Origin of the sequence: Sorangium sp. So ce367 (genome assembly GCF_051520455.1) — a bacterium.
Classification (GTDB): Bacteria; Myxococcota_A; Polyangia; order Polyangiales; family Polyangiaceae; genus Sorangium; species Sorangium cellulosum_B.
Genome location: NZ_CP150334.1, coordinates 7,776,996 through 7,802,693 on the forward strand (window position 1 = coordinate 7,776,996; position 25,698 = coordinate 7,802,693).

The 25,698-nt window shown below is 70.7% G+C and carries 25 protein-coding genes and 1 pseudogene; 18 read left to right on the forward strand and 8 right to left on the reverse strand.

Annotated features, from left to right (window positions below; translation table 11 throughout):
* The first annotated feature begins 76 nt into the window (after positions 1-76).
* Entirely contained in the window at positions 77-1,126 is a 1,050-nt protein-coding gene (locus tag WME97_RS29370) for an iron-containing alcohol dehydrogenase family protein (protein WP_437542275.1), read from the forward strand.
* A gap of 14 nt (positions 1,127-1,140) precedes the next feature.
* Here the strand turns inward: WME97_RS29370 and WME97_RS29375 are convergent, their stop codons facing one another.
* Both WME97_RS29375 and WME97_RS29380 read right to left on the reverse strand, forming a co-directional pair.
* Positions 1,141-2,253: a DUF3500 domain-containing protein gene (locus tag WME97_RS29375; RefSeq protein ID WP_437542276.1), complete on the reverse strand. Its 1,113-nt coding sequence runs from the start codon at positions 2,251-2,253 to the stop codon at positions 1,141-1,143.
* A 191-nt stretch (positions 2,254-2,444) separates the two neighbouring features.
* Positions 2,445-3,098, reverse strand: coding sequence for a TetR/AcrR family transcriptional regulator (locus WME97_RS29380; RefSeq protein ID WP_437542277.1), 654 nt, complete (start codon positions 3,096-3,098; stop codon positions 2,445-2,447).
* A 285-nt stretch (positions 3,099-3,383) separates the two neighbouring features.
* Here WME97_RS29380 and WME97_RS29385 point away from each other — a divergent pair, with 285 nt between their 5' ends.
* Positions 3,384-4,010 (forward strand): ABC transporter permease, encoded by a 627-nt coding sequence (locus WME97_RS29385; RefSeq protein ID WP_437542278.1) that lies wholly within the window; start codon positions 3,384-3,386, stop codon positions 4,008-4,010.
* A gap of 298 nt (positions 4,011-4,308) precedes the next feature.
* Here WME97_RS29385 and lepB read toward each other — a convergent pair whose 3' ends face one another.
* The gene (gene lepB, locus WME97_RS29390) at positions 4,309-5,763 is read right to left on the reverse strand and encodes a signal peptidase I (RefSeq protein ID WP_437542279.1); all 1,455 of its coding nucleotides are present in this window, start codon (positions 5,761-5,763) and stop codon (positions 4,309-4,311) included.
* Between the two features lie 178 nt (positions 5,764-5,941).
* Between lepB and WME97_RS29395 the strand changes: the two genes are divergently transcribed.
* From WME97_RS29395 to WME97_RS29425, 7 genes are all read left to right on the forward strand, one after another.
* Positions 5,942-6,919: a phosphotransferase family protein gene (locus tag WME97_RS29395; RefSeq protein WP_437542280.1), complete on the forward strand. Its 978-nt coding sequence runs from the start codon at positions 5,942-5,944 to the stop codon at positions 6,917-6,919.
* A gap of 6 nt (positions 6,920-6,925) precedes the next feature.
* A complete protein-coding gene (locus WME97_RS29400) occupies positions 6,926-8,290 on the forward strand; it encodes an MATE family efflux transporter (protein WP_437542281.1) in 1,365 nt (454 codons plus the stop codon).
* 206 nt (positions 8,291-8,496) lie between these two features.
* Positions 8,497-9,120, forward strand: coding sequence for a glutathione S-transferase family protein (locus WME97_RS29405; protein WP_437542282.1), 624 nt, complete (start codon positions 8,497-8,499; stop codon positions 9,118-9,120).
* Positions 9,121-9,347: 227 nt separating this feature from the next.
* Positions 9,348-9,539, forward strand: coding sequence for a YgiT-type zinc finger protein (locus WME97_RS29410; protein ID WP_269454255.1), 192 nt, complete (start codon positions 9,348-9,350; stop codon positions 9,537-9,539).
* Positions 9,540-9,686: 147 nt separating this feature from the next.
* Positions 9,687-11,330: an exodeoxyribonuclease VII large subunit gene (gene xseA, locus WME97_RS29415; RefSeq protein WP_437542283.1), complete on the forward strand. Its 1,644-nt coding sequence runs from the start codon at positions 9,687-9,689 to the stop codon at positions 11,328-11,330.
* Between the two features lie 4 nt (positions 11,331-11,334).
* A complete protein-coding gene (gene xseB / locus WME97_RS29420; protein ID WP_437542284.1) occupies positions 11,335-11,646 on the forward strand; it encodes an exodeoxyribonuclease VII small subunit in 312 nt (103 codons plus the stop codon).
* 19 nt (positions 11,647-11,665) lie between these two features.
* Positions 11,666-12,217: a tyrosine-protein phosphatase gene (locus WME97_RS29425; RefSeq protein ID WP_437542285.1), complete on the forward strand. Its 552-nt coding sequence runs from the start codon at positions 11,666-11,668 to the stop codon at positions 12,215-12,217.
* Positions 12,218-12,396: 179 nt separating this feature from the next.
* Here the strand turns inward: WME97_RS29425 and WME97_RS29430 are convergent, their stop codons facing one another.
* The gene (locus tag WME97_RS29430; protein WP_437542286.1) at positions 12,397-13,947 is read right to left on the reverse strand and encodes an outer membrane protein assembly factor BamB family protein; all 1,551 of its coding nucleotides are present in this window, start codon (positions 13,945-13,947) and stop codon (positions 12,397-12,399) included.
* Between the two features lie 91 nt (positions 13,948-14,038).
* Positions 14,039-14,308, reverse strand: a complete 270-nt coding sequence (locus tag WME97_RS29435; RefSeq protein ID WP_437542287.1) for a hypothetical protein — start codon at positions 14,306-14,308, stop codon at positions 14,039-14,041.
* Positions 14,309-14,330: 22 nt separating this feature from the next.
* Here WME97_RS29435 and WME97_RS29440 point away from each other — a divergent pair, with 22 nt between their 5' ends.
* The 4 genes from WME97_RS29440 (at position 14,331) to WME97_RS29455 (ending at position 20,462) form a co-directional block, all read left to right on the forward strand.
* The gene (locus WME97_RS29440; protein ID WP_437542288.1) at positions 14,331-15,200 is read left to right on the forward strand and encodes a hypothetical protein; all 870 of its coding nucleotides are present in this window, start codon (positions 14,331-14,333) and stop codon (positions 15,198-15,200) included.
* Positions 15,197-17,392, forward strand: a complete 2,196-nt coding sequence (locus WME97_RS29445) for a hypothetical protein (RefSeq protein ID WP_437542289.1) — start codon at positions 15,197-15,199, stop codon at positions 17,390-17,392. The genes WME97_RS29440 and WME97_RS29445 overlap by 4 nt, the downstream gene beginning before the upstream one ends.
* Positions 17,389-19,893, forward strand: a complete 2,505-nt coding sequence (locus WME97_RS29450; RefSeq protein ID WP_437542290.1) for a helicase HerA-like domain-containing protein — start codon at positions 17,389-17,391, stop codon at positions 19,891-19,893. The genes WME97_RS29445 and WME97_RS29450 overlap by 4 nt, the downstream gene beginning before the upstream one ends.
* A 170-nt stretch (positions 19,894-20,063) precedes the next feature.
* Positions 20,064-20,462 carry a hypothetical protein gene (locus WME97_RS29455; RefSeq protein ID WP_437555687.1) on the forward strand — a complete coding sequence of 133 codons (399 nt, stop codon included), beginning with the start codon at positions 20,064-20,066 and terminating at the stop codon, positions 20,460-20,462.
* Between the two features lie 114 nt (positions 20,463-20,576).
* Here WME97_RS29455 and WME97_RS29460 read toward each other — a convergent pair.
* Positions 20,577-20,795 (reverse strand): annotated as a pseudogene (locus tag WME97_RS29460) (alcohol dehydrogenase catalytic domain-containing protein); the annotation flags it as partial.
* A 49-nt stretch (positions 20,796-20,844) separates the two neighbouring features.
* On the opposite strand from WME97_RS29460, the gene WME97_RS29465 reads away from it, so the two are divergent.
* The 3 genes from WME97_RS29465 to WME97_RS29475 all read left to right on the forward strand — a co-directional run bounded on the left by WME97_RS29465 (position 20,845) and on the right by WME97_RS29475 (position 21,991).
* Entirely contained in the window at positions 20,845-21,015 is a 171-nt protein-coding gene (locus tag WME97_RS29465) for a cupin domain-containing protein (RefSeq protein ID WP_437542291.1), read from the forward strand.
* Positions 21,016-21,083: 68 nt separating this feature from the next.
* On the forward strand, positions 21,084-21,455 hold the full coding sequence (locus tag WME97_RS29470) for a hypothetical protein (RefSeq protein WP_437542292.1): 372 nt from the start codon (positions 21,084-21,086) through the stop codon (positions 21,453-21,455).
* Positions 21,452-21,991, forward strand: coding sequence for a hypothetical protein (locus WME97_RS29475; protein ID WP_437542293.1), 540 nt, complete (start codon positions 21,452-21,454; stop codon positions 21,989-21,991). Before WME97_RS29470 ends, WME97_RS29475 begins: the two co-directional genes overlap by 4 nt.
* A gap of 53 nt (positions 21,992-22,044) precedes the next feature.
* On the opposite strand, the gene WME97_RS29480 is transcribed toward WME97_RS29475, so the two are convergent.
* Positions 22,045-22,398 carry a DUF1428 domain-containing protein gene (locus WME97_RS29480; protein WP_437542294.1) on the reverse strand — a complete coding sequence of 118 codons (354 nt, stop codon included), beginning with the start codon at positions 22,396-22,398 and terminating at the stop codon, positions 22,045-22,047.
* A 209-nt stretch (positions 22,399-22,607) separates the two neighbouring features.
* Positions 22,608-23,435, reverse strand: coding sequence for a helix-turn-helix domain-containing protein (locus tag WME97_RS29485; protein ID WP_437542295.1), 828 nt, complete (start codon positions 23,433-23,435; stop codon positions 22,608-22,610).
* Between the two features lie 431 nt (positions 23,436-23,866).
* Here WME97_RS29485 and WME97_RS29490 point away from each other — a divergent pair, with 431 nt between their 5' ends.
* Both WME97_RS29490 and WME97_RS29495 read left to right on the forward strand, forming a co-directional pair.
* Positions 23,867-25,108: a hypothetical protein gene (locus WME97_RS29490; protein ID WP_437542296.1), complete on the forward strand. Its 1,242-nt coding sequence runs from the start codon at positions 23,867-23,869 to the stop codon at positions 25,106-25,108.
* A gap of 218 nt (positions 25,109-25,326) precedes the next feature.
* Complete coding sequence (locus WME97_RS29495; RefSeq protein WP_437542297.1) at positions 25,327-25,695, forward strand: hypothetical protein; 369 nt, start codon at positions 25,327-25,329, stop codon at positions 25,693-25,695.
* Positions 25,696-25,698: the final 3 nt, after the last annotated feature.

The following is a 25,698-nucleotide window of genomic DNA, read 5'->3' on the forward strand; positions in this document are numbered from 1 at the left end:
CCCCTCAGGCTCGGCCGGAAGTAGCGCAGCCCGCGGCGACTAGCCGCGCCGCGGCGGCGGGCCTAGGAGACCGCGCATGCCCGCAGCCACCCAGATCAGCATCCCCACGCTGGTGCGCATCAAGCCCGGGGCGCTCCCGCGCAGCGGGCTCTACCTCGCGCGGGCGGCGCGCCGCCACGTCCTGCTGCTCGCGAGCGCGGGGATGCCGGCCGCCATCGAGGCGGCGATGCGCGAGGGCCTGGACGCGCAGGCGATCGAGGTCGTGGCCCGGCGCGAGGTCGCCTCGGCCAGCGTCGAGGAGGCCTCGGCGCTCCTGCCCGCGCTGCCCGCGCGCTGCGACGCGATCGTCGGGCTCGGCGGCGGCCGCGCCCTCGACACGGCCAAATACCTCGCGTCCCTCGCCCGGCTGCCGTTCCTCGCCGTGCCCACCTCGCTCTCGAACGACGGCTTCTGCAGCCCTTCGGCGAGCCTCACGGTGGGCGGCAGGCGCCGCTCGCTTCCGTGCGCGGTGCCGTTCGGCGTGGTGGTCGACACCGAGGTCTGCCTGCGCGCGCCGGAGGTCCTGTGGCTCTCCGGCGTGGGCGATCTCGCGGCCAAGGTCACCGCGGTCCACGACTGGAAGCTCGCGTTCCACGCGCGCGGCGAGCCGGTCAACGACTTCGCCGCCCTGCTCTCGGACGCGACCGTGTTCCAGTTCATGGCGCGCCCCCGGCGCGACCTCGAGGGCATGCGCCTGCTCGCGACGGCGCTCATGCTGAACGGCATCGCCATGGAGATCGCCGGGTCGTCCCGGCCGGCGAGCGGCAGCGAGCACCTCATCTCGCACGCGCTCGACCAGACCTCCAGCCGGCCGCGGCTCCACGGCCTGCAGGTCGGCACGGCCGCCTACGTGGTCAGCCAGCTCCAGGGGCGGGACACGGACCTCATCGCCGCCGTCCTCGACGCGACGGGCTTCTGGGGTGCGATCCGGGCAGACCCGTTCTCGCTCGACGAGTGGATCGAGGCGGTCCGCGTCGCGCCGGAGATCAAGCCCGGCTACCACACGGTCCTCTCCTCCCGCGACTGCGCATCCGAGGTCGAGGCGATCCTCCGGACCGATCCGCGCCTGAAGGGGTGCTTCGCCTGACCCGCCAGCCGCGCTCAGTCCGCGCCGTGGCCCTCCCGGAGGTGCCGCGCCAGCAGGCTGTCGCCGAAGTCGTCCTGGAGGTCGCGGAACACGGTGTGGATGTGATCGCCGCCGCGGTTGTCGTACTCGATGAGGTGGGTGGGGCCGTGGATCCGGTAGTAATGCGACTGCTTCGGCGCGGCGCCGCCCGCCCAGGCGAAGTGCAGGCGCTCCACGCCGGCGCGCGCGATGCGGTCGAGGTGCCCGTCGGCGACGTCGGCGGGGAAGTTGCGGGCATAGACCTCCAGGAGGCGCAGCAGCGCGGCGCGCTGGGCCGGGGTCATCTCGGCGGCGGGCAGGCCGTCGAAGCTCGCCAGCGCGGCCCGACGGGAGGCCTCGGTCACGAGATCGGGCGGCGCCGCGGGGGCGATCACGGCGCGCTGACGCTGCGCGGGGGTGAGGGAGGCCAGGAACGCGCGGCCGAGATCCTCCTCGAGCGCGAGCACGCGCAGGCCCTTCCGCGGACCCGAGGGCACCTCGGCCGGGTTGGCGCCCAGGAACGCCGGGGTGGTGGCCACGCCGCCTCCTGCAGCGGTGAAGTTGAGCGAGACGTGGTGTCCCTCGAAGCGAAAGCCCCACGGGGCCTGGGGCCCGGGCTGGCCGAAGACGGCGAGGTGGTAACGGCCCGGGTCGCGGAACGCCGGGTTGCCCTCGATGCCCCCGAGGATGCCCTCGAGCAGCAGGACGCCCTCGAGCTTGCGGTAGCCCTCCGGGCCAAGGCCGGCCCGGAGCAGCGCGTGCGCCGCGCTGCGCTCGCCGCCGTCCATGTCGCCGATCGCGAGGCCGGCGCGGCGGCGCGGGACGTAATGCCAGTCCTCGCGCTCGCCGCTCTGGAACGCGAGCAGCGCCCGGCCGCGCGCCTCGCCGTCGAGGCCGTCCAGGAAGGCGCGCGCGGAGGCCGCGATCGCCTCGGCCGTGGCGCGTCCCGCAGCGCCGCCCGGCGGAGGCGCGGCGCCCGGAGGCCCCGCGGGCGCCGGAGGCTCGGGCGGGGCGGGCAGGGCGCCCTGCCCGGCGGCCTGCTGTGCCGGCGCGGACGCGCTGCCCGGCGCGCCGGCGGGCTCGCCGGCCGGGCCTTCCTGGGTTCGCATGCTGTTGCACGAGGTCGTCGTCACGAGCGCGAGCAGGATCGCGATCCACGAGCGAGGCCCAGAAGGGCGGGCGCGGCGCGGCCGGAGCGCGCGCGGGGCCGCGCCGGCCCGCGCGATCGTGCCGTCACCGGGGCTGGCGAGGCGATGTCCCGCTGATCGAGGTGTGGCGCTCACGTCTGCCGGTGCGCGGCTCAGGGATTGAGGTGCGCAAGCGCGGTGATGATGCGTTCGGCGGTGTCGGCGGGCCAGTGAAAGACGCGGCTCACGGCACGCTGGTGCGCGAATCCGTGCAGGCCGAACCACAGCGCGATCGCGTCGGCGACCGGGTCGGCGCTTCTGGAATGCCCGGCGGCGACGCAGCCGCCGAGGGCGTCCACGAGGATTTGCAGGGCTTCCCGGCCGAGCGTGGTCAGGTCCCGCTCGGTCACGGAGCTGTCGCCCAGGGTGGGCATCCAGAGGCCACCGAACATGGTGCGGTATCGCTCTGGATGACTCCGGGAGAACTCCAGATAGGCGTTGCAAGCGGCGTACAGGCGCTCTCGAGGATCGTCGCCGGCCTCTTCCACGGCGCTCCGCAGCCTGCTCTCCAGCTCGGCGAAGGCCTGCTGCACGACGGCCAGCATGATGGCCGGCTGGTCGGGGAAGTGGGGGTAGATCGAGGGGGCGGCGATCCCGACCCGGCGGGCTACCGATCGCAGCGTGATGGCGCGTTCGTCGCCGGCCTCGTCCAGCAGCTCGACCGCCGCGGCCACGATGTCGGCGCGCAGGCGGGCGCCCTCTCCGCGGCGGTTGCGGCCGCGGGCCGGTTTCTGTGCGGCCGATGCCGCCGTTCCGCTGTCTCCCATGGTGTCACCTTACACCCCAAAGCTTATCGCCGTTAGCCCTCGCAAGCTCGATCTAACGTAATAAAAATCACATTTATGAGCAGGCTGCCGCGCGGCCTGCAGGTCCGCATCCGCGAGCTTCCGGCGCCCGCCAGGCGCTGAAACGTTTTTTGTGGGCAGCGTCAGTTGACAAGCGTTAGGTGACGATCATAAGGTTACACACGTAAGGCAACGCCGATGGCGTCTCCTGCTTCCTTTCACACCCCAAGTTCTCGGCTCGCACCCATGACCCGGAGGTTTCCCGCCATGTTCACCGCCACCGCCACCGCCACCGCCGACGCCGACATCGCGCTTCCCTTGGGCGAGGTCGACAACCGCGCGACCTACATCAGCTTCGGGCTCGCCTACGTTCTCGGCCACGGCGCCGCCGCGATCTCCAAGGGAGCCAGCCCCCTGCTCGCGTTGCCCGGCTGGGTGCCCATGATGCTCCTGGGAGCGGGGCTCGCGGTCGGCACCGTCTACGCCACCGTCGCCGCCACCCGCGCCCAGCGCGGCGTGAGCGAGTCTGACGCCCTGTCCGGCAAGTTGCTCGGCGCTTCCTGGCTCAGCGCCTTCACCGCGCTGTTCCTGGCCATCACCGGCCTTTCGTACACCCTCGACATGCCCGACCTGCAGCCCATGCTCTGGCCCACCGGCTCCGGCCTCATCGTCGGCCTGATCTACGTCAGCGAAGGCGCCGCCCGCCGCAACCTGCTGCACTACGGCCTCGGCACCTGGCTCGCCCTGATCTCCACAGCAGCGCTCTTCCTCGGTACTCCTGGCATCTTCTGGGTCCTCGCCATCGCCGGCGGCGGCGGCTATGCCGTCGCCACCGTCCTCGAGCGCCATCGCCTGACCGCGCGCGCGAAGCACGCGCAGACCTATCCGGGATGAAGCGGAAGGTGATGTGATCGAGCGTCGGCGCCGCGCCCTCGAGCTCGCGGGCGCGGCGGTTCGCGCCGGTCGACCCGGTCGACCCGGTCTTGCGCGCCTCGACGCATGGGCCGCAGTACATGCGCTCGCGCTGCTCCACGTGCCAATCGCTGGCGCCGGCACGATGGATTGAAGGACATCGTGTCGATTCCAGACGGCCCGCCTGCGACCATCCCCGCACCCCGATCGCAGGCGCCGGACGCCCTGCACGTCACGAAAGGCCGCCCAGATCGGCCAGAGCTCACTTCGGGGGAGCCTCCTACCGCACCGCGAGCCCGGTGCGCTCCCAGCGGCCCAGGCCCTTCGTATCGATGGAGAAGTAGATCACGGCGGCGACCCCTTCGATGGCCTCGACGGACACGGGGCCGAAATGCCGCGAGTCATGCGAGTTGTCCCGGTTATCGCCGATGACGTAGACGCTCCCTCGAGGCACCGTCGCATCGATCGCGGCGCTCGACGCAGGGACGCCCGGGGTGCGCAAGATCGGATAGCGCCTCCCGTCGAGGGTCTCTTGCCATAGCTCATGAATCTGCCCGTCGTCTCCCGGAATGACGTACTCCGCGCCGACGAGCTCCGAAGGCACCTGGCGACCGTTGATCCGTAGAAGACCTCGATCATCGATCTGAACGCGATCTCCGCCGGTGGCGATGATCCGTTTGATGAAGCGCTGGCTCGGGTTCGCCGGGGAGCGGAACACGACGACATCGCCCCGGCCGGCCCGCTCGCCACGCTTGTCTTTCAGCACGAAGAGGTGGTCGCCCGGGATCACGGTCGGGCTCATGCTCCCGGAAGGCACCTTGAAGGACTCGATCACGTGCCGCCGTACGGCGAGCGCCGTGCCCGCGGCGCGCGCGGCGTCCGTCGCGATCTTGACCCTCATGACGAAGCCGTCGGGAGGAGCCGCCGCGATCTCGAGCGCCTCCAGGCCCGCCGCCCCGCTCTGCCGGGCGGTGGCCAGCGCCTCGCCGAGCCGCGTTCCTGCGAGCGACGCGTCGGGGCGACCGGGCGACGATAGCCTCGCCTCCAGGTGATCGGTGACGGTCGCGACGAGCTCGATCGGGGCATTGGCGGACCCGAGGTCGGCGACCACCGCGGCGCCGCTGCGGGAGAGCGCTTCGTCCAGCCGCCGCGCGAGCGCCTCCTTCGCGCCTGGGCCGTCAGCGAGGGCGCCGGGTGTCGCGACGCGCACGCCGCCGTGGGGCAGCGGGACGATCTCGAGCGGACCGACGCGGAGCCTGCCACCGTCCTGCTCGGCTTCGAGGAGGCAGCCCACGTCCTCGATGGTGAGCGAGCCCAGGATGTCGGCGCGGATCTCCGATGGCGCGGCGACGGCGATCTGAACTCGCGAGATGCTCCGCTCGATGTCCACGCCGCACCGCGCGGCGCCCCACCCGACCACGGCGCTGACATCGGCGGCGGACAGCGCCTTCGGCTCGAGCTGCGCGAGCAAACGGGTCCGTGCAGGCGCCCGCATCGCGAACGTCCGCCGGTCCTCTGCCGGCTGGGGCTCCGCCGGCCTCGTCGGCGCCGGTCCGATCGCCGCGCTCGGTCCGGGCGTGCTCCCGCCGCAGCCTGCGAGGGCGAGGAGATAACCCGCCGCGAGGGCAGACGCGACCAGGAACGAGCCGCGGAACATGCGACGAGCGCGGGGCGCCTCGGTGCGCATGGCGAGCCTCCCGCGACTGCAGCTCTCCTCGGGATCGTAGGTCGGCATGGGGCGCAGGATAACACGATAACCCGCGTGAGCCCCCGCCGGCCACGCCGGCGACTCTGGCCCCCTCTCGCTCCAGGCCGCGGCACACTCCAGGCCGCGACTTGACAGCTTCCCTGGATCCAGCACAATGGACGCCATTTCGCTCATCCCAAGGGCCGCCAATCGACGAAGGAAGACCGTGGAGAGCAAGACCAAGAACACGAAGACACGCCCGCAGATCGCGGCCATGGCCGCCAGGGCCTTCGGCGGCATGGCGCTCGCGGACGGCGAAGGCGCCGTGGTCGAGCTGAAAGACGGCTGGTTCAACGCGGCTTACAACATCCGGCTCGCCGATGGCCGGGAGGTCATCCTCAAGATCGCGCCGCCGAGAGGCGCGGAGGTCATGTTCTACGAAAAGAACATCATGGCCACCGAGGTCGCCGCCATGCGCCTGGTCCGGCGAAACCCGGCCATCCCGGTGCCCCAGATCTACCATTTCGACGACACCCGCGACCTGTGCGACTCGGACTACTTCTTCATGGAGAAGATCGCCGCGGACAACCTCGAGCACGTGAAACCGAGCCTCTCTCCCGAGACGCAGGCGTCCATCGACCTGCACATCGGCGAGATCGTCCGGGCGATCAACGGCTTCACCGGCACCTATTTTGGTTACGATGGGAACCCGGACCTGCGCGCGAGCACCTGGAGAGAGGCGTTCACCAGGATCATGGAGTCGGTGCTGGAAGACGGCGCCCGGAAAGGCGTGGCGTACGACCAGGGCTACGACGAGATCCGCGCCGCCGTCCTCAGGCACGCCCCCGCGCTGGACGAGGTCACCACGCCCTGCCTCGTCCACTGGGACGTCTGGAACCCCAATGTCTTCGTCAAGGAAGGCAGGGTCGCCGGCATCATCGACTTCGAGAGGGCGCTCTGGGCCGATCCCTTGATGGAGGCCCAGTTCCGGCTGCTCTCCGCCGAGGGCATCACCAGCTGCATGCGCGGCTACGGCAAGACCTCCTTCACCTTCGAGGAAGAGCGAAGATGCCGTCTGTACTCGCTGCACCTCGCCCTGGTCATGAACACGGAGTGTTACTACCGCAACTACGACACCGATTTCGTCCTCAACCTCTCCAGGCAGTGGATGGGCGAACACATGGCCTGGCTGAGCGCAAACTGAACGCTCATGGGCGAGAGCTCCAGGGTTGAAAGTCTGGGGACCGAGCGGGTCGGGAAGCTGCTGCTGGAGATGTCCTCCCAGACCACGCTCTCGCTGCTGGTCTTTGCCATCTACAGCCTCACGGACATCTACTTTCTCTCCGTGGGCGTCAACTCGCTGGCCGCCGCCGCGGCCTCGATCATCTCGCCGGTCCTGATCGCCCTCGGCGCCGTCGCCACGACCGTGGGGGCCGGCGGCGCCTCGGTGGTCTCCAGGGCGCTCGGCGAGCAGAACGTCGAGAAGGCCTCCCGGACGGTGGCAAGCACCTTCCTGATCTTCTGGGCGGCAGCGGTCACCATCACGGTCCTGGGCTCGGTCTTCATCGAGCCGATCGTGTATCTGCTCGGTGCCACCGCCAGCATCGCCCCCTATGCCATCGAGTACGGGCGGATCATCTTCCTCGGCGCCATCGCCGGCACCGGCTACTCTGCCATCGTCAGGGCGGACGGCAACGCCGGGTACTCGACCGCCATGTGGATCATCCCGATCTGCGTCAACATCGTCCTGTGCTGGCTCTTCATCCTCGTCCTGCAGATGGGCGTCTCCGGCGCCGCCCTGGCGACGGTCTGTTGCCAGGCCACCTCGGCCGGCATGGGCCTCCACTTCTTCTTTTTCAGGAAGAACCGCTCCTATCGCATCAAGGCGTCTTATTTCAGGCCGGACTGGCCCATCATCATCGAGGTGGTGAAGATCGGGTCCCCCTCGCTCATCAAGAACGCCAGCGTCAGCCTGATCGCCATCGTCACCAACAACCTGCTCCGGCGGATCGGCGGCGACAGCGCGCTGAGCGTGTTCGCGATCGTGAGCCGGCTCTACTCCGGGATGCTCGCGCCGCTGACCGGCATCGTCCAGGGGATGCAGCCGCTGGTGGGGTACAACTTCGGCCAGAAGAAGCTCGAGCGGGTGCGGGAGGCCATCCGGCTCTCCCTTGGCGCCTCGGTCGTCTATGGATCGCTCGTCTGCGGCGTCTGCCTGGTGATGCCGGCCGCGCTGATCGCCCTGCTGTCCAGGGAGAGCACGATCGTCGCTGAAGGGCAGACCGCGTTGCGGCTGCTGGCGCTCTCTTACCCCCTGACCGGCGTGGCCATGGTCACGGCGGCCTCGTTTCAGTCGGTGGGCCGGGCCAGGGAGGCGCTGCTGCTCACCCTCGGGGGCATCCTGCTGGTCAAGCTGCCGGTGCTGCTGCTGGCCTCCCGCCTGTTCTCCCTGACCGGCATCTGGGCCTCCGAGGCGATCTCGGAGCTGATTCTTTGCATCGTCTCCTTCGTGCTGCTGAAGAATGCCCACGCCGGTTCTGGGCATGGCATGGCAAGAGCGCCTGACGCGGGCTGAGCCCGCCTCCAGACCGCCGAAAACCGGCGCAGAGGCCGTCAGCGTACCGCGATTGTGTCCATTGACACTCGTCGCGCGGTGCGGCTATACACACGGCCATTCGCCTGCTGGTTGGCACCGTTCGTCTCGAAACACAGCAGGTCCGGACGTAAGTAAACAGAAGCAACGATACCAGCCGCAGCGCGCGGCTGAGGAGGGAGGCATCGATGAAGCTCTATGAGTTCGCTCCTACCCGCTCGATCCGTGTGCGCTGGGCGCTCCAGGAGCTCGGCGTGGATTTCGAGACCGTCCAGGTCAACCTCCGGGCCGGCGAGAATCGCCGCCCTGAGTTCCTCAAGCTCAACCCAGCCGGCAAGCTCCCCGTGCTCGTCGACGGTGACCTCGTGCTCACCGAGTCCGTTGCCATCGTGCTCTACCTGGCGGAGAAGTACCCCGAGAAGGGCCTGCTGCCGGCAGACCCCAAGGAGCGGGCCAAGGTCAACCAATGGCTGCTGTTCGCAGCGACCGAGCTGGAGCAGCCGCTGTGGCGCATCGCGCGTCACAAGTTTCTGTATCCGGAGGACAAACGCCAGCCTGGCGACATCCCCGTCGCCCGCGAGGACTTCAAGGCCATGGCCGCCGTGCTGGAGAAGCACATGGATCAGCGGCAGTTCGTCGTCGGCGACCGCCTGACGGTCGCCGATCTCGTGATGGCCTACACCCTCGACTGGGCCAGCGAGGCCGATCTCCTGGGCGACTTCCCGCAGCTTCGGACCTACATGGACCGGATGTACGCGCGCCCTCACGCGGCCCCGCGCATCGCTCAGGCGTTCGCCAGCCTCAAGGGGTGATGCGCTCGGCCGCCTCGGGGCGCAGACGCCTGCCGCGCTTGGGCTCCTGGGAGCCCCGGTGCAGCCTCCCCTCGGCGCCTCCGTCCCGGGACACATCTGGGCGGTCGACCGCGCCCAGCGTGCAGGCGCCGAGCGACCTGGGCGTGGAGCGTGAACGAGATTTCGGGCATACCCCACCCCGATCAGTGGTCGGCCGACTTCAAACGGAGAAAGTGATCATGCAGTGCATGCATTGTAGAGGCGAGATGAAGCGCTCCCATGCTCCGTTCAGCGTCGACCGCAACGGATATCACGTGCGCTGGGACGCGGTGCCCGCATGGGTGTGCGAGCAGTGCGGCGAGCCCTACTTCGAATCGGCCGAGGTCGCGCGTATCCAACGCGCCCTCGACGCGCTCGATCGCGAGACCGAGGCGGCGTGACCGGCGGTTCGAGGGCAGCGAGCCGCCGCAGCGCGTCCTAGAGCTCGACATGCGAGCAGCCGAGGAGGCATGGCCGCCCGCGATGCCCGCCCGCGATGCCCGCCCGCGATGCCCGCCCGCGACGCGCGATGATGATAGAGTGGCGCGATGAGCCGCCGCGTCAGCAGCGACGGGACCGGGAGCCTCCAGATCCACTTCGCCTTCGATCGCAGGCTGGTGGAGGTCGTGAAGTCGCTCCCGTCCCGCCGCTGGAATCCCGAACAGAAGACCTGGCGCGTCCCGGAGACGCACGTGGTCGCGGTGGTGGAGGTGCTGCTCGCCGAGGGGTTCGGCTTCTGCGAGGTGACGCAGCGCCTCTACCGGGAACGCGGCGGGGCCCTCGCCCTCGACGAAGGGGGCGTCACGCCGATCCCCACCGCGGAGCCGGCCCGAGCCGATGAGCCGCGCAACGGGGACGCGCGGCCGAGGCCAGCGGTGGCCGCGTCCGACTTCACCGTCTCGAAGCTCAACGGACAGGTCCGCGCCGCGCTCGAGGCGGCGTTTCCAGCCTCGATCTGGCTGGTGGGCGAGGTCTGCGGGTACAACCGGGCCGCCCACAAGAGCATCGTCGGCTTCGAGCTCGTCGAGCGCGACGCCCACGGAAAGGAGATCGCCCAGGTCAAGGCGACCCTCTTCGAGAGCGCGCGCGCCGAGATCGAGCGGCGCCTCGCCGCGGCGGGCAACCCGTTCCAGATCGAGGACGAGATCCAGGTCCGCGTGCGCGGGCGCGTGGAGCTCTACGTCCCCTGGGGCTCGTACCGGTTCCTGATCGAGGACCTCGACGTGGGCTACACGCTCGGCGAGGCCGCCCGGCGGAGAGAGGAGATCGTGCGCCGGCTCGCCGAGGAAGGGCTGCTCGATCGGAACCGCTCCCTGCCCTTCCCCGCCCTGCCCCTCCGCGTGGGCCTCGTGACCAGCCTGGGCTCGGACGCCTACAACGACGTGCTCGGCACCTTCAGGGAGTCAGGCTTCGCGTTCCGCGTCGTGGCGCACGGGGTGCGGGTCCAGGGGCGGCAGACGGAGCCATCGGTGCTGAACGCCCTCGACTACTTCCGGGCGCGCGCCGCGGAGCTCGACGTGCTGCTGATCTGCCGCGGCGGCGGCTCGCGCACCGATCTCGCCTGGTTCGACTCGGAGCCGATCGCCCGCGCCGTCGCCACATTCCCCCTCCCCGTGGTCGTCGGCATCGGCCACGAGCGAGACATCTCCGCGCTCGACTTCGTGGGTTTTCGCGAGAAGACCCCGACCGCCGCGGCCGCGATGCTCGTCAAACGCGTCTCGGACGCGCGGGATGAGGTCGAGTCGTCGCTCCTGAGCATCCTCGACCAGGGCCGGCGGCTCCTCCGGTCGGCCTCGTCGGATCTCACCCGCCGGGCGACCCGGGTCCCGCGCTCCGCGTCGCTGCTCATCGCGCGCCGCGCGGGCCAGCTCCAGGAGGCGGTCCGCCAGCTTCGCCAGGGGGCGAGGCGCGATCTCGACGCCGCCTCGCATCGGGTCGACGAGGTGGCCTCGCTCCTCGGGCCGCGCTCGTCCCGGAGGCTGGCGCTCGAATCCGAGCGCCTCGAGTCGCGCGAACGGCGCCTGCGCCTCCTCGATCCACGGCGCGTCGTGGAGCGGGGATATGCGATCCTGCGCACGACGGAAGGGGCGGTGCTCACCGACGCGGCGCGCGCGCCCCAGGGGACGACGCTCATCGCCGAGCTGAAGCGGGGCGTGCTGCGGCTTCGCTCGGACGGATCGGAGGAGACATAGGGTCATGGCAAAGCCGAAGCGCGGGACGAAGGAGCTGTCCGACGGGGACACGGCGAGCCCGCAGCGCGCCACGAAAGAGGTCTCGTATGGCGAGGCGTCGTCGCGCCTCGAGGAGATCTTGCAGAACATCGAGGAAGGTCAGGTCGACATCGACGCGCTCTCCGCGCTCGTGAAGGAGGCCGCGGATCTGGTGACGCTCTGCCGCCAGAAGATCCACGCCGCGGAGATCCAGGTGCAGACCATCACCGAGCAGCTCGAGCGCGAGGCGCCGGTGACCACGGACGCGGACGACGAAGACGACGAAGACGACGAGTAGGCGGGCGCAGGCGACACCCATGAGCGCGACGTTCCGGCCCGCCAACTACCGGGATGTCGGCGAGATGCTCGGGCTCTGGCTCGACGTCTCGCCGATCCCTGCCGGCCGCCTGCTCCGCGGCGGGCGATTCGACGTCATGACGACGGCGGGCGATCTCGGTTACCCCGGGACGATACTGAACCTCCGGCGCGGCGCCGATCCTGGTCACCTCACGGGAGTCGAGGTCGTCCACGTCGCCGCGGAGGACGACATCGAGAACTACGACACGCGGCAGCGACGGGTGAGGAGCTGGATTGGAAAGGCTCTTTCCTCGCTCGCGGCCCCCGCCCTCCCCTGGCCTGTCTACGTCCACTGCACGTCGGGGAGAGACCGGACCGGGGTCGTCATCGCGGCGGCCCTGCTCGCGATCGACGTGCCGCGGCAGGTCGTCGCGGAGGAGTACATGCTCAGCGACGGCGCCGACCGCACCGCCATCGATCGGGCCATCGAGGGCATCCTGGAGTGGCTGCCGTCCGCCGAGGTCGACAGGGCAAGGCTGCGGGGCGCGCTGACCTCGGGCGGAGGAAGCTGAGCCGCCAGCACGCAGGGGTCTCCTATCGGACCTTCGAGGCGACCCAGGTCACCCAGGTTGAGGTCGCGCCGGATCGGCGCGCGGGTCGCTGGGGCAGAGCGTGGGGACGGCCACCGGCGCCCGCGCCGGCACCACGGCACGGCCGGGCTCCGGCGTCCGCCGTCCGGCGGCGGGCAGCGCTACGGCACGTCGAACGCGAAGAGCGTGTTGCCCGGCGTACCGATGCCGAAGCTCTCGTAGCCGCTCCCCCAGAACACCGTACCGCGCACCACCGCCGGCCCGGCATTGACGGAGCCGTCGGCCGGATGGCTCCAGAGGACGTCGCCCGTCGCGGCGTCGAGCGCGTGGACGTCACCGCTCATCGAGCCGCCGTAGACCACGCCGTTCGCGACCGTCAGCGGCCCCCTGGTCTGCGCGCCCGGCGTGGGATCGGGCGTCTGCCACAGGATGTCGCCCGTGGCGGTGTCGAGCGCGCTCCACGAACCCCAGTTGATGACCTCCCCGGAGGGCTGCAGCGTGTATTCGACCTGGCCGTTGTTGCCGATCGGCACGTAAATCCGGTTCTGGTCGACGGCGACTCCCCACATGATGCCGCCCAGCTCCCCGCCGGGACCGACCAGCGTGCTCCACACGACGCTGCCGTCGTCCCGATCGAGCGCCCAGAAGATACCGCTCTTCTGGCCGGCGCCGACCAGATCGCGGCGCTCCGCCCCCTGGCCGGCCGTGAAGAGCGTGGCGCCCGTGCCGAAGTCGTAATCCGGGCCCGCCGGATCGGGGCACCAGTCGCCGCCGAAGTAGCAGGCTCCCGTCCAGGCGTCGAAGCCCTGGAGCCGCCGCGCCCACTTCAGCGCGCCGGTGCGGAGGTCGAGCGCGAGGACGGCGTCGATATAGTCGTCCGGCGCAAGGCAGGCCTCGGCGGCGACGGCGTCGTCGCCGGCGGCCTCCACGCACGCGGAGACGGACGGCGGCACGGTGTAGTTGTTGCCGGTGGTCACGTACAGCGTGCGGCGCTTGAGGTCGATCGCGGGCGCGCCGCCCCACACGGCGCCGCCGGTGTAGCCGGCAGGCACCGTGTAGCGCTTCCAGAGCACCGCCCCGGTCCCCGCGTCGAGCGCGACCACGCTGCCGCGGAAGCTGCAGCACGGATAGGCGTTGTCCGCCGCGAAGAGCTCCTCGCGCGAGGAGACACCCACGTACACGCGGCCGCCATGCACGACGGGAGACTGCGTGATGATCGCCGCGGGGTGCGTGTCGAGCTGCCTCTTCCACAGGAGCGCCCCGGTGCGCGTGTCCACGGCGATCATGTGCGCGCCGGCGAGGGTGCCGAGGAACAGCGTGTGGCCGTGGAGCGCGGGGGTCGTGCGCGAGACGGCGCCGGCCGTGCCCGTGAGGGCGGCGATCGTGCGCGTCCAGATCGGGTGCCCGGTCCTGGCGTCGAGCTTGTACAGCTTGCCGCCCCCGTCCGGAAAGTAGACAGCGCCGTGGTCGACGGCCGGCGTCGCGGGGACGATGCCGGTCGTGGTGAAGGCCCACTTCACGGCGAGCGATGCGACGTTCGATGGCCCGAGGTGGTGCTCGTCGCGCGCGTAATGCGTGTTGGCCAGATCGTAGCCATAGACGGTCCAGCGCCCGGCGCCCGTGCCCATGGCCGTGCTCCCCAGGACGACACTGAGCAAGGCAAGACATAGGGCGGCCCCGATCGCGGACCGGACCCAGAAGATGCGCTTCATGGTGCTCCTCCCGGGGCATCGAGGTGAGCGGCGATCGGTTACCCGACACGCCAGTTCCGTCGCCTCTGCAGCACGAGGCCCCGAGTCTACGTCACGCGGAATCGAGCTGGGCGTCAATCGGATAGAGAAAGGCGGCGCGGCGGCGCGGAGCCCCTTCCCATGGCGGGATACCGGGGTAATCTCGGCCCCTCGGGAGGTGGGCCACGAACCGGAACAGCGCATCGAGTCCGCGCTCGCGGGCGACGACCACGAAGACCACTGCAGCGACGAAGAGCAGCGCCGGGGAGCCGAAGAAGTCCGCCGCGCCGCGGAAGGCCGCCGCGCCGAAGGCTCCCGCGAGGCAGAAGGGCGCGGCGCGCAAGAAGGAGCCGCCGCCCTCGCCGGTGCCGAAGCTCCTCGGCGTCCTGGAGTCCCAGAAGCAGCTCGGCGGCGCGTCGTACCCGCCGACACTCGAGCGGCTGACGGAGCTGACCGGTGACACGCTCGCGGTGACGAGCAAGGCGCTGACGACCAGGGAGGCGAAGGGGCGCGTGCTGCTCTCCCGCGCCGCGGGAGGCAAGAAGAAGCCAGCCCCCGGCGCGACGCTGGTGCTGCTCGCGGAGGACCTGGAGGCGGTCGCGCAGTCCGATCGGCTCATGGAGGTGCAGCTGCAGTCGGCGCGGACGGCCGACGCTCCCGCGGTCGAGCTGGCGCAGCTCCCCAAGGGCCTCCTTCCCGCCCTGGGCCGCGCGTTCAAGGCGGCGCTCGATCAGCGCATCGCCGATCGCCGGCTCCCCCGCGCCATCGGCGCCTTGCTCGGGAAGAAGCCGCTGCTCTTCTTCCTCGCAGACGCCGTCCTCCCGGCCGCCGGCGCGCCGGCGCGGCCCGCCGCGACCGCGACCGACGGCGCTGCCCGCCGCGCGGCTCCCGACGGCGCCGGCAACGCGATCTCCAACGGCCCCGTCACCTCGGCCCAGAGCGGCCCCGGCGCGCCGCCCATCTCCTTCGTCGATCGCTTCGACGCCGCCTTCTCCTCGCTCGACCGCGCCTCCGGCCGGCTCAACTACGTCACGCTCCACGCGCTCCGCGCCGCGCTGCCGGACATCCCGCGCGACACCTTCGACACGGAGCTCGCAGCGCTCCGGCGGCAGCGGCGCTACTCGCTCGACCCGTCCGACGGCCGCCACCACCAGATGGCCGAGGCGGAGCGCGACGCAGGCATCATGGAGGCCGGGAACCTGCTCGTCTACGTGGCGCGGAGGGACGACGCATGAGCGAGGAGCCGACGTTCGAGCGCTTCCTGGCGGCGGTCCGGGGCACCAACCCGTTCCGCAGCCACCGCATCACCGACGTCGGGGGCGGCGAGGCCACGGTCGAGTCGATCCACAAGAGCGCCTTCACCAGGCTCGTGCGCGTCGTGCAGGACGCCGCGAAGGAGCCGATCAGCATCGGCGCGCTGCTCATCGGCGCGCCCGGGGTCGGCAAGAGCCACCTGCTCGCGCGGCTGTTCCAGTGGGCCGGGGAAGACAGGGCGACTGTCGTCTACCTGCACAACATCCTCGCCTCGCCCGAGCGGATGCTCCGGTACGTGCTCAACGCGACCGTCAGCGACCTCGCGGGGCACCGCGGCAGCGACTACACGCAGTCGCGCCTCTACACCGTCCTCAACCGCGCCCTCATCCGGACGGGCGCGCTCAAGGGCCGCAAGATGATGACGGGGCCCAAAGAAATCGAGGCGCGCAAGGAGGCGCTGGCCCGCCTCGGCGCGAAGATCGACCCGCAGAGCGCCGTCATCCCCGTGCTCAACGCGTTCCTCACCGGGACGTCGCACGCGAGCCTCGGCGACGCGAGCGCCGAGAAGCGCGCCCAGGCGGCGGTGCTCTGGCTCTCCGGCGAGACGCTCGGGCCCGACGAGGCGCGCCTGCTCGACCAGGCGGCCGGTGAGGACGGCCTCGCCCTCGCGGACGACGCCGCGGTGGAGCGCGTCCTCCACGTCCTCGCGCACCTGTGCGCCCTCGCCGAGCTCCCGCTCGTGCTCTGCCTCGACCAGATCGACAACCTCGACGCCGAGGCCGTGCGCGCCCTGATGTCGTACGCGCACGCGCTGCTCGACCGGGCGAAGCACCTCGTCGTCATCGTCTCGGGCGTGAAGCAGTCGATGCTCTCCCTGCGCACCGGGGAGGTGATCCCGGCGGCCGCGTGGGACCGCATCGCCGAGCGGATCCTCGAGCTGCACATGGTCTCGCCGGAGGAGGCCCGCGCCATCCTCGAGGGGCGGCTCGACGCCGCGCTCTCCGGCTTCGAGGAGAAGGAGATCGAGGAGGTCATCGCCGCGCGCAAGCGCGATCGGCTCTTCCCGCTCGGCAGCGCGTGGCTCGAGCGGCGCCTCGACGGCGTGCAGGAGCTCCGGCCGCGCGACGCGATCCTCTGGGCGCGCGACCGCTGGGAGGCGCAGCAGGACCGGCTCGCGGTCGTCGGCGGCAAGCGCTGGCTCAAGGAGTGGCCCGGCCCCGAGGACGGGCCGAAGCCGCCGCCGGTGAAGCTGGAGGACGTCATCGACGCCGAGGTGAAGAAGAAGCTCGTCGAGGGCACGACCCGCCGCCGGCTGCAGCAGGCGTCGCTGCCGCCCGACGAGGACAACCTCGCGAGCCTGACCCACCACCTGCTCGCCAGGTGCGCCGGCAAGGGCGCCTCGACGCTCCTGAGCGTCGAGCACGCCACCGCGAAGAAGCGCGGCAAGGCCGCCCCGGCGCACCACCTCGTGGCCAAGGAGAAGCGCGCGGACGGCGTCATCGTGACCACCGGAGTGACGTTCCTCTGCGCGCCGAGCGGGCACGGCGCGCGGCTGCCGCTCCAGCGCATGGTCGAGGACACGAAGCACACGGACAAGCGCATCCTGGTCACCGACGAGGAGCGCCGGCCGCTGCGGCTCGGCGGCGCCGGCAAGGCCGCGTACGACGCGCTCTGCAAGCTGGGCCGCCAGCGCTTCCTCCACCTCCACCTCGACTTCGCCGGGCACGCGGAGCTCGACTCGCTGGTGGGGCTCCTCGGCGCCGCGAGGAGCCACGACCTCGAGATCGAGCACCCCCGCGGGCAGTACCGCAAGGTGACCGAGGCCGAGGTGCTGGCGTCCTTCGAGCGCCAGAGCCTCCTGCTCGCGCACCCGCTGCTGCGCGAGCTGCTCACCGAGGAGATCGTGAAGGGCGGCGGGGACTCGACGCCGCCGCCGGCGTGGGATCCGCAGCAGACGCGGGAGCACATCATGGCCGAGCTGTCGTGGCGCCTGGGCCTGATGGCGAAGGAGCTCGCGCAGATCTTCGCGAGCCGCAAGAAGCTGCACGAGAAGCGCTTCCCGGAGGTGTGGTCGCACATCAAGAAGACGGCGCAGGCGCTCCATGACGAGGGCCACGTCCACGCGACAGCGACCGACGACGATCTCTTCGTCCAGCTGCGGGGCAAGAAATGAGGCTCGTGCACGTCAACGTGACCCAGCTCCGCGTCGCGGCGACGTGCCCGAGGCTCCACTGGTTCGACGCGCGCGCCACGGCCGAGCGGCAGGACGGGCGGACGGTCGTGAGCCGCATCTGGCGCAAGGGCGGGGAGGCGCCCGGCTGCGGCGCGCTGTTCCACACCGCGGTGGAGCGCTTCAACGCCGCCGCGGCGAGCTCGGACGAGGTGCTGGCGGCGCTGGAGGCCGCCGGCGACGCCCCGGGCCTCCAGCAGGCGCTGATGCGCTGGTTCAACGCCTCCTGCCTGAACCTCGACGCGCTCGCGGCGCGCCCGGTGCCGCTGCGGCTGGGCTTCATCTCGGCCGTCCAGCTCTACATGGAGGAGCTCGCGCGGCTCGCGGCGCACGCGAGGGCCGCCGGCCTGCCCGCGGCGGAGCTCCGGGCGCAGCTCTTCGGGGACTCGCGCAAGCGGGTCGACGTGACGTTCCACGTGGGGGAGGACGTCCACGTCCACGTGACCGGGGCGATCGACTACGTGTACTTCGATCCGCGGCTCGGGAAGCACCGCATCGTCGACTACAAGCTCACGCCCGCGACCTCCCCGAACAGCGATCTCTTCCAGATCTTCACGTACGCGCTGATGCACCACCACCAGCACGGCACCCGGCCGGACGTGGCGGTGTTCTACCTGCACCCCACGCGCAGCGTCCGCGAGGCGCGCTGGGAGGAGATCGAGGCGAAGCGCGACAAGGTCCACGAGCTCATCGCCAGCATGGTGGCCTGGTCCGACCACGCGGTGGGCGCGGGCGGGCTCGCGCCGCCGGGCGACCGCGCGTACTGCGGCGGCTGCAAGCACGAGCGCTCCGGGGCGTGCGTCGCGCAGCTCGGCCACAAGGACGTGGGCGCGTGGGACAGGCGCTGGACGGCGCTCGAGGCCACGCGCGGCGGCGGAGCGCTGGAGGGGCGCGAGCCCGCCGCGGCCAGCGCGCCGGCCGCGGACGAGCCGATGGTGGAGGACGATCCCGAGCTCGACGAGGCGCTGGCGGTCGTGAAGCCGGCCGTCGAGCGCCCGAAGCCGGCGCCGGCGCGGGGCCGCGGGCGAAAGGCGCCCGCGGAGGCGCCGCCGCGCGAAACCAGGCCGGCGGAGGCGCCGCCAGGCGGTGAGCTCCCGCCCCCCGCGGCGCTCGACGCGGGAGCGAGGCCGGCGGAGGCCCGGACCGCGAACGTCACCGGCATGCTCCTCGGCTTCGACGACGGCGGCTCGCCCGTCTGCGTGGACCCTGCGGTGCTCCGGACGCACGTCTCGGTCGTCGGCGCGGCGGGGAGCGGCAAGACGTGGATGGCCAAGGTCATCGCGGAGGAGGCGCTGCGCGCCGGTGTCCCCGTCGTCGCGATCGACCCCCAGGGCGATCTCGTCCAGATGATGGAAGCGCGCCCGCCGTCCGACGTGCCGGCGGAGCTGCACCGCGCGTGGGAGGAGCTCCGGGAGCGCATGGAACCGCGCATCCTCACGCCCGGGTCCTCTCACGGCCTGCGGCTCTGCCTCGACCCCCTGCGGCTCCCGAGCGCGGGCGAGCTCTCGCACATCGCGAACCCCGCGCTCCGCGCCGAGGAGGAGGAGGGCTTGCTCGTGGCGGTGGCGGCCAACCTCGTCAGCCTGTGCGCGTGCGGCGGCGAGGAGGAGTCGCAGCGCACGTTCCTCTACCAGGTGCTGCGGCACCTGCCGCGCGCGGCGCCGGTCCGGCTGAGGGACATCGTGGCCGCCGTCACCGCGCCGGAAGACCTGGGCATCGACGACGTCGACAGCCTGATCCGCAAGTCCGAGCGCGAGCGGCTCGCGCGAAAGCTCAACACGTTCGTGCAGGGCCCGTCCGCGAGGCTCTTCTCGGGGGGGACGCGCCTCGACTTCACCGAGCTGCTCCGGCCCTCGAAGCCGGGGCGCGTGCCGCTCAACGTCGTTTACCTGAACGCGCTCAGCAACGACGATGAGAAGCACTTCTTCCTCGCGGCCCTCGCGACCGAGCTGTACCGCTGGATGATCACGACCGTGGACGCGACCTCCGGCGGCGTGAACCTGCTCTTCTACATCGACGAGGCGCGCGACTGGATCCCGGCCGGCGGCAGCAAGCCGCCCGCCAAGCAGCCGCTCATCCGGCTCTTCACCCAGGGCCGGAAGTACGGCGTCGGCTGCTTGCTGTGCACCCAGAGCCCTCGATCGGTCGATTACAACGTGTTCGGCAACACGAGCACGAAGCTCATCGGGCGGCTCGAGGCGGCCCAGGACGTGGAGCGCGTGATCGACTGGTTCACCGTCGAGGGCGGGGCCCCTCCGTGGGTCGCCGCGCGCAAGGGGGCGCCGAAGGGGAGCTTCGTCGCGCGCTGGCCCGACATGCCCGCGGAGCTCGCGGGCCGCGCGTTCAAGGGGAGAACGCTCTTCACGCGCCACGCCGGCGCATGGTCGCCCGACCGCGTGGAGCGGGCCGTCACCGAGGCGGGGCTCCGTGGCACAGGCGGGTGACGCGCCGGGCGCGGGCGGGGTCGACGCCTCCTCACCTGCGCCGCGAGGCGCTCGGTTCCGGCATCGCCCCATGCTTCGTGGGCGAGTTGATGGAGTCGACACCACTCGCCCTGGCTTCCGGCTCCAGATCGAGTTTTCGTAACAGAATGACATCTGGCAGAGAGATCGAAATGGCAAGCGGAAACCCAAGAAACCCGACGCTACACTTCTGGGATGTGCCTGCGGCGCTCCTCGGGCTCGCAGTGGCTGGCGCGCTCTCTCGGATACCGCTCTTGGGAGAGTACGGTCTCCTGTGGATCGGAGCTCCGGCCGCATTCGTCGCCTTGCGGCGTCTGGCACTACCCCAGCTCACGCCGGCGGCCACTGCGCCCAGGCCGAGTCTCTCCATCTGGCAGAGGCTTGGTGCCTACTTCTGCCTGATCCTTGGGGGTGTCATCACCTTGATTGCCGGCATAGCGTTCTATATCAACGCCACGAGGGAGACACGTCCCGAGTTCACATGGCAACTGCTTCTCCCCATTGCGATTGGCGGCGCGCTCGCCATGGTCGGTATCCGACGACTGACGTAACCCATCCGCACCGGCGCCTTGCTGCGGTCTGCGCATTTCCCCGTCATCTCGTCCGCGCTCCGCCTTTCCTCGCCTGTCGCCGAGTAGGGAGCGAGCGGCGCGCAGGGGCACACCGAGGACGCGATCGCCGACGGCGACATCCGTGACGCCCTCGCCAACCGCGTCGACGATGCCGAAGGCCTCGATCCCGATGCCGCGCGGAAGCGCGCCTGGAAATGGAAACAGCCACTTGCACAGACCGTAGTCCGCCGGCGTCAGCCCGCACGCATGGACGGCGATGCGAATGCGCCCCTTGGGGGGCTCGGGAAGCTCCGTCTCTTCGAGGCGAAGCACGTCGGCGGGCTCACCGTAAGCATGAAAGCGAATCAAGTGCTACGCCATCATGAAGCGCGAATGCTTCGTCGCGATCGACGGCGTGAAGAAACCGGCGCATCTGCGCACCGGCGACTGCCTGATGCTCCCGCACGGCCGCCCCTTTCGCCTCTGCAGCGATCTCGGCGCACGTCCGCGCGACGCGCGCACGCTCTTCTCCGGCCCCATCGGCCGCTACTAAGGCCGTTCGCCGTCGCTCGATACCCGACCCGCTTGCCGGCGCGCCCGCGGCATGCGTTGATCGTGCGCATGACGACCGGGTTCTTCGAGGCACGTGGCTTTCGTTTCCGGCTCGATCGCGAGGGCGCCGAGGTGAGCGGGGCGCCGACGCGCGCGGTCCAGGCCACCATCGAGCCCGACGAGGCGAACCTCGGGGGTGACGAGCCGCTGGCCGAGCTCCTGGGCCGCCGACTGTCGGCGCTGCTCGGCGCGCCGGTGAGCGACGAGGAGGGGATCTTCGACCTGGCGGTCGAGCGCGACGGGGCCGTTGTCGCGGCCATACAGCTGTCGTGCGGCGAGGACGACGAGGACGTGCTCGAGCTGCTCGGCGAGCGGTCGTCCTCGCTCCCGGTGCGCGCGCTGGTAGAGGCGCTTGTCGAGGCGCTGCGGGGCCCCGGATGACGGCGCGCGCGGCGCGCCAGCACGCCGTGTCGGCTGAGGTGAAGCCGATCGAGGACGGGTTCCTCGTTCCGCCCGGCCATCCTGGGGCGGGTGAGGTCACGCCGAGCCGCTTCGTCATGCTGCCGGTCCCTGGCGTCGAGCACAGCCCTCAGTACTTTCGCTACAGCGCCGCGCTCCAGGGCGACCCCCGTACCTCGGAGATCTTCGTCCTGATCGCCACCCCTGGAGGTGATCCGTCAGCCGCCCCTGGAGCGCTCCCCCACCTCGAGCGCGCATTCCCGTCCGCGACTGTCGCTCTGCTGCTCGATGCTCGTACCGGCTGGGCTCGCGCCAGGGTCTCTGCGCTCAAGGAGGGAGGCCGCAAGGAGCTCGCCGCCGGCTGCGTGGCCGCCGTCCTCGCCGGTGCGAGCTGGGACGAGTCCGACCCCATCCTCGTGGAGCTGGACGAGGAGCACTTTGCCGTGAGCCTCGTCCACCACGTTGACCTCTGGGATGCGGTCATCGATACCTACCTTACCGACGCCGCCCCGCCGTGACCGGCCCGGGGCCCGCCTGACCGGGGGCGGGCTCGCGGACCGCAGCCAGCCGATCAGACGTCGACGATGACGTCGAACCCGCCGTAGATCATGCGCTTTGCGTCGAAGGGCGTGTCCTCCTTGTTCATCTGCATGAGCGGGTCCTCCATCACCTTCTTGTTGCCCTCGTCCCGCACCTCCTTCGAGGGCCAGACGATCCACGAGAAGACGACGACCTCGCCTTCCTCCGCCTTCACCGCGCCCTTGAAGTCGGTGATCTTGCCGTCGGGCACGTCATCGCCCCAGCACTCGACGACGCGGATCGCCCCGTGCTTCTTGAACACCGCTGCGGCCTTCTCGGCCAGATCGCGATAAGCCTGCTTCTTGCCCGCGGGCACGGGCACAACGAAACCGTCGACGTAGCTCATCGTTGTTCTCCTCTCGTTCGGCCCCGCTCCAAACGAACCGCCGCCGCGACCCGCGCGGCGGCGTGCCGACCAGCTCGGGGGTCGAGGTGATGCCCCACGCGATCGACGAAGGCAACTTCGCTGCAAGGCCGCCTGGCGGTCACGCGCGATGGCTCACGGCGCTCGAGCGGGCCGGAAAGCGAGCTCGGCGCAGCAGGCCTGCCGGACGCTCACCCAGGGCGAGGCAGCGCGCGCTCGCGGGCGCGCCACGCGGCCGGGGCCACGCCGTGGCGGCGGCGGAAGAGGCGGCTGAACTGGCTGGCGTCGGCATAACCGACCCGCTCGGCGATGATCTCGACGAGCTCATCCGTGTCGCGCAGGCGACGCCGCGCCTCGGCGAGGCGGCCTTCGAGGATCCACGCCACCACGGAGCGGCCCGTCGACCGCTTCACCGCGGTCGTGACATGGGCGGGAGACCGGTGCACAGCGCGGGCGACCTCACCGAGGGTCAGCGGTCCCAGACAGCGCGCCTCGATCACGGCGAGCGCCTCGGCGACGATCGAGGGGGCCTCGGGGGGAGCTGCCTCGCGCGGGGCGGCGCGCACGATCTCGGCGAGCAGGAGCCCGAGGAGGCTCTCGGCCACGACGGGCAGCATGCCCGAGGACCGCGACAGCTCGCGCTCGAGCTCCTCGAGCAGGCCGAGCACGTGGGGCTGCCTGCTGGTCGGCAGCTCGACGACCGGGAAAGCCCCGCGCCGGACGCGATCGAGCGGGGCGAGCAGCTCCTGAAAACGATCCTGAGGGAGGCACGAGCGACAGAAGGCCACGCCGCGCAGATCCACCTTGCTCGCCGTGAGCCACCGGTGGGCATCGCCGGCCGGGATGAGGTGGACCTGGCCAGCCGTGAGCTCCAGCTCGCCCCGGTGCTCCACCCGCATCCGGCCGCCGAGGTGAAAGGCGAGGACCGAATAGGTGTGCACGGCGGCGCGCTGTATCGAGCAGATCTCCGGCGCGCGGCAGGCATGTACCTGGATCACGCCGGTCTCGAGGGCGTCCATTGTGAGCTGCGACTCCATGGCCACCGTCGCAAGGTAACACGCGTTGATGGGGCAGGCTCCTGGACCGGCCTGCCCAGGCTCTCGAGGCTCCCTCGGTCCGGCAGGCGACGCGGCGTCACACAGCGGCGGCCCCCGGCGCGCACCGGCGACGTGAACCCCACGGGCACATACATCATCGCGAATGGGTCACGCACGGCTGAGCTCCCTTGACAGCTGGGGACCGATTCGTTTTTTCTGAAACTGCGAGGTCACCCGGGGGTCCTCTTCGCGGCGCGCCGCAACCTCGCGCGGACGCCCGAATCACCGTGTTCTAGATCCAACATGATGGCTGCGCGCTCCGTTCGAGCGCGCGTCCCTCGCCTGGCGCGATCACGACACCGTGTTCGCTCCGGGCGACGCTCCCCTGTAAAGCTCATTATCAGGGAGGGTTTATGAATCACATGTTCAATTCCCATCAAGGCGTGTTCATGGCCTGTCTCTTCCTCCTTATCCCGCTGCTGGGGGCCGCGGGTTGCGCGGGGGAGGAGGAGTGGGGCTCCGACGAGCTCGTCGCGGTCGCCGCCCAGGCGCACCGGGTCCAGAGCGGCGAGCAGCTCTTCGAGAGAGCGACCTTCGGCGGCAACGGGCGCCGCTGCGTGACCTGCCACAGCGAGGAGACAGGCACGATCTCCCCGGCGGACGTGCAGGCGCGGTACGCGGCCAATCCGGACGATCCCCTCTTCCGCCCGATCGACAGCGACGACGGCGTCGGCGACAGCTACACGCGGCTCCTCAACGAGGCCACGATCCGCTTCGAGTTCCCGCTGCCCCCGAACGTCTGGATCTACGACGACCCCGCGGCCACGAGCGTGACCGTCTTCCGAGGCGTCCCCTCCGTCAAGAACTCGCCAGCGCTCGATCCGCTCATCACGTTCGATGCCCGGGAGCCCGACCTCGAGACGCAGGCCGCGAACGCGATCCTCTCGCATTTCGAGCCGACGGTCACGCCCACGCGGCGGCAGCTCGAGAAGATCGCCGACTACGAGCGGACGCTGTTCAGCTCGCGAGAGCTGCGCCGTTACGCGCACGGCGGGCCCGAGCCCGAGCTGCCTCGCGGCCACACGCGGTCCGAGAAGCGCGGGCGCAAGCACTTTCTCCCGAACGGCGTCTGCGGCCAGTGCCACAGCGGGCCCATGCTGAACACGAGCAGCGAGCAGTTCCCCTTCGGGGCGCTGACCAGGATCACCGGCGTGCTGACCGGCTTCTCGGGCGAGGTCCTCGGCACCTCGGAGGTGCGGCCGACGCCGAACCCGATGCGTCGCTATGCCATGGCCTGCCCGTCGGACGGGAGCGGCCTCCTCTGCTCCAATCCGGACCTGCTCCCGCTCATCGCCGTCTACCAGCCGAGGATCGAGAACGGCGTCCTCTCGATGCTGGCCGCCGATCCGGGCGCCGCTCTCTTCTTCGGCACCCTGGACGTCCTGGGGGACGGCAAGACGACCTCCCTCTGGGGCATCAACGAGACGGCGCCCTATTTCCACGACAACTCGGCCCCTACGCTGGAGGACGTCATCCACCACTACAAGCTGGCCTTCGAGGCCGCCCCGATCCTGGCCGCCCCGATCCTCGGGGGACGCGCGACCCTGACCGCCCAGGAAGAGGCGGACATGGTCGCCTATCTCAAGCTCCTCTGAGCGGAGAGCCCCTCCGCCGTGCGGGCCCGCACGGGGTGAATGACGCAGGGCGGCTTCGTTCAGGAGCAGCGCGGCAATAGAGCAACATGTGTCCCACGCCGCGTCATCGAGCGCGGCGGCGCGGACGTACAGCGCGACAGCCGCGCCATCATCAAGCTGGACATGGCGACTCGTCGCCGGCCTTCCGTTCTGGCCGCTGCGAACCGCGGCCACGGCCGGTGGGCGGCAGCCTGCTCGCGGAGCTCGCGCGAGAGGCCGCGCGGCGCGCATGGGTGAACATCCATTGGTTCCCTCATGCCTTTGACGAAAAGGGCACATGGGTGAACACCCAAATGTTCCCTCATGCCTTTGACGAAAAGCCCATATGGGTGAACATCAAAATGTTCCCGCATGCCTTTGATGAAAAATTAGATCATCAATCACAGAAAAAAAAGAGCCCTCACCGACACATCATTGCACCACATCCTCTCGACATGGGAGGATGTGGTGCGCGGGGAGCAGGGCAGCCACCGGACGTCGCGTGTCGGTCGCAAAAGACGCCCTTGCTGCTTCCGTCTGGGTTCTTTGAGCTGGAACATAACACCTGAGGT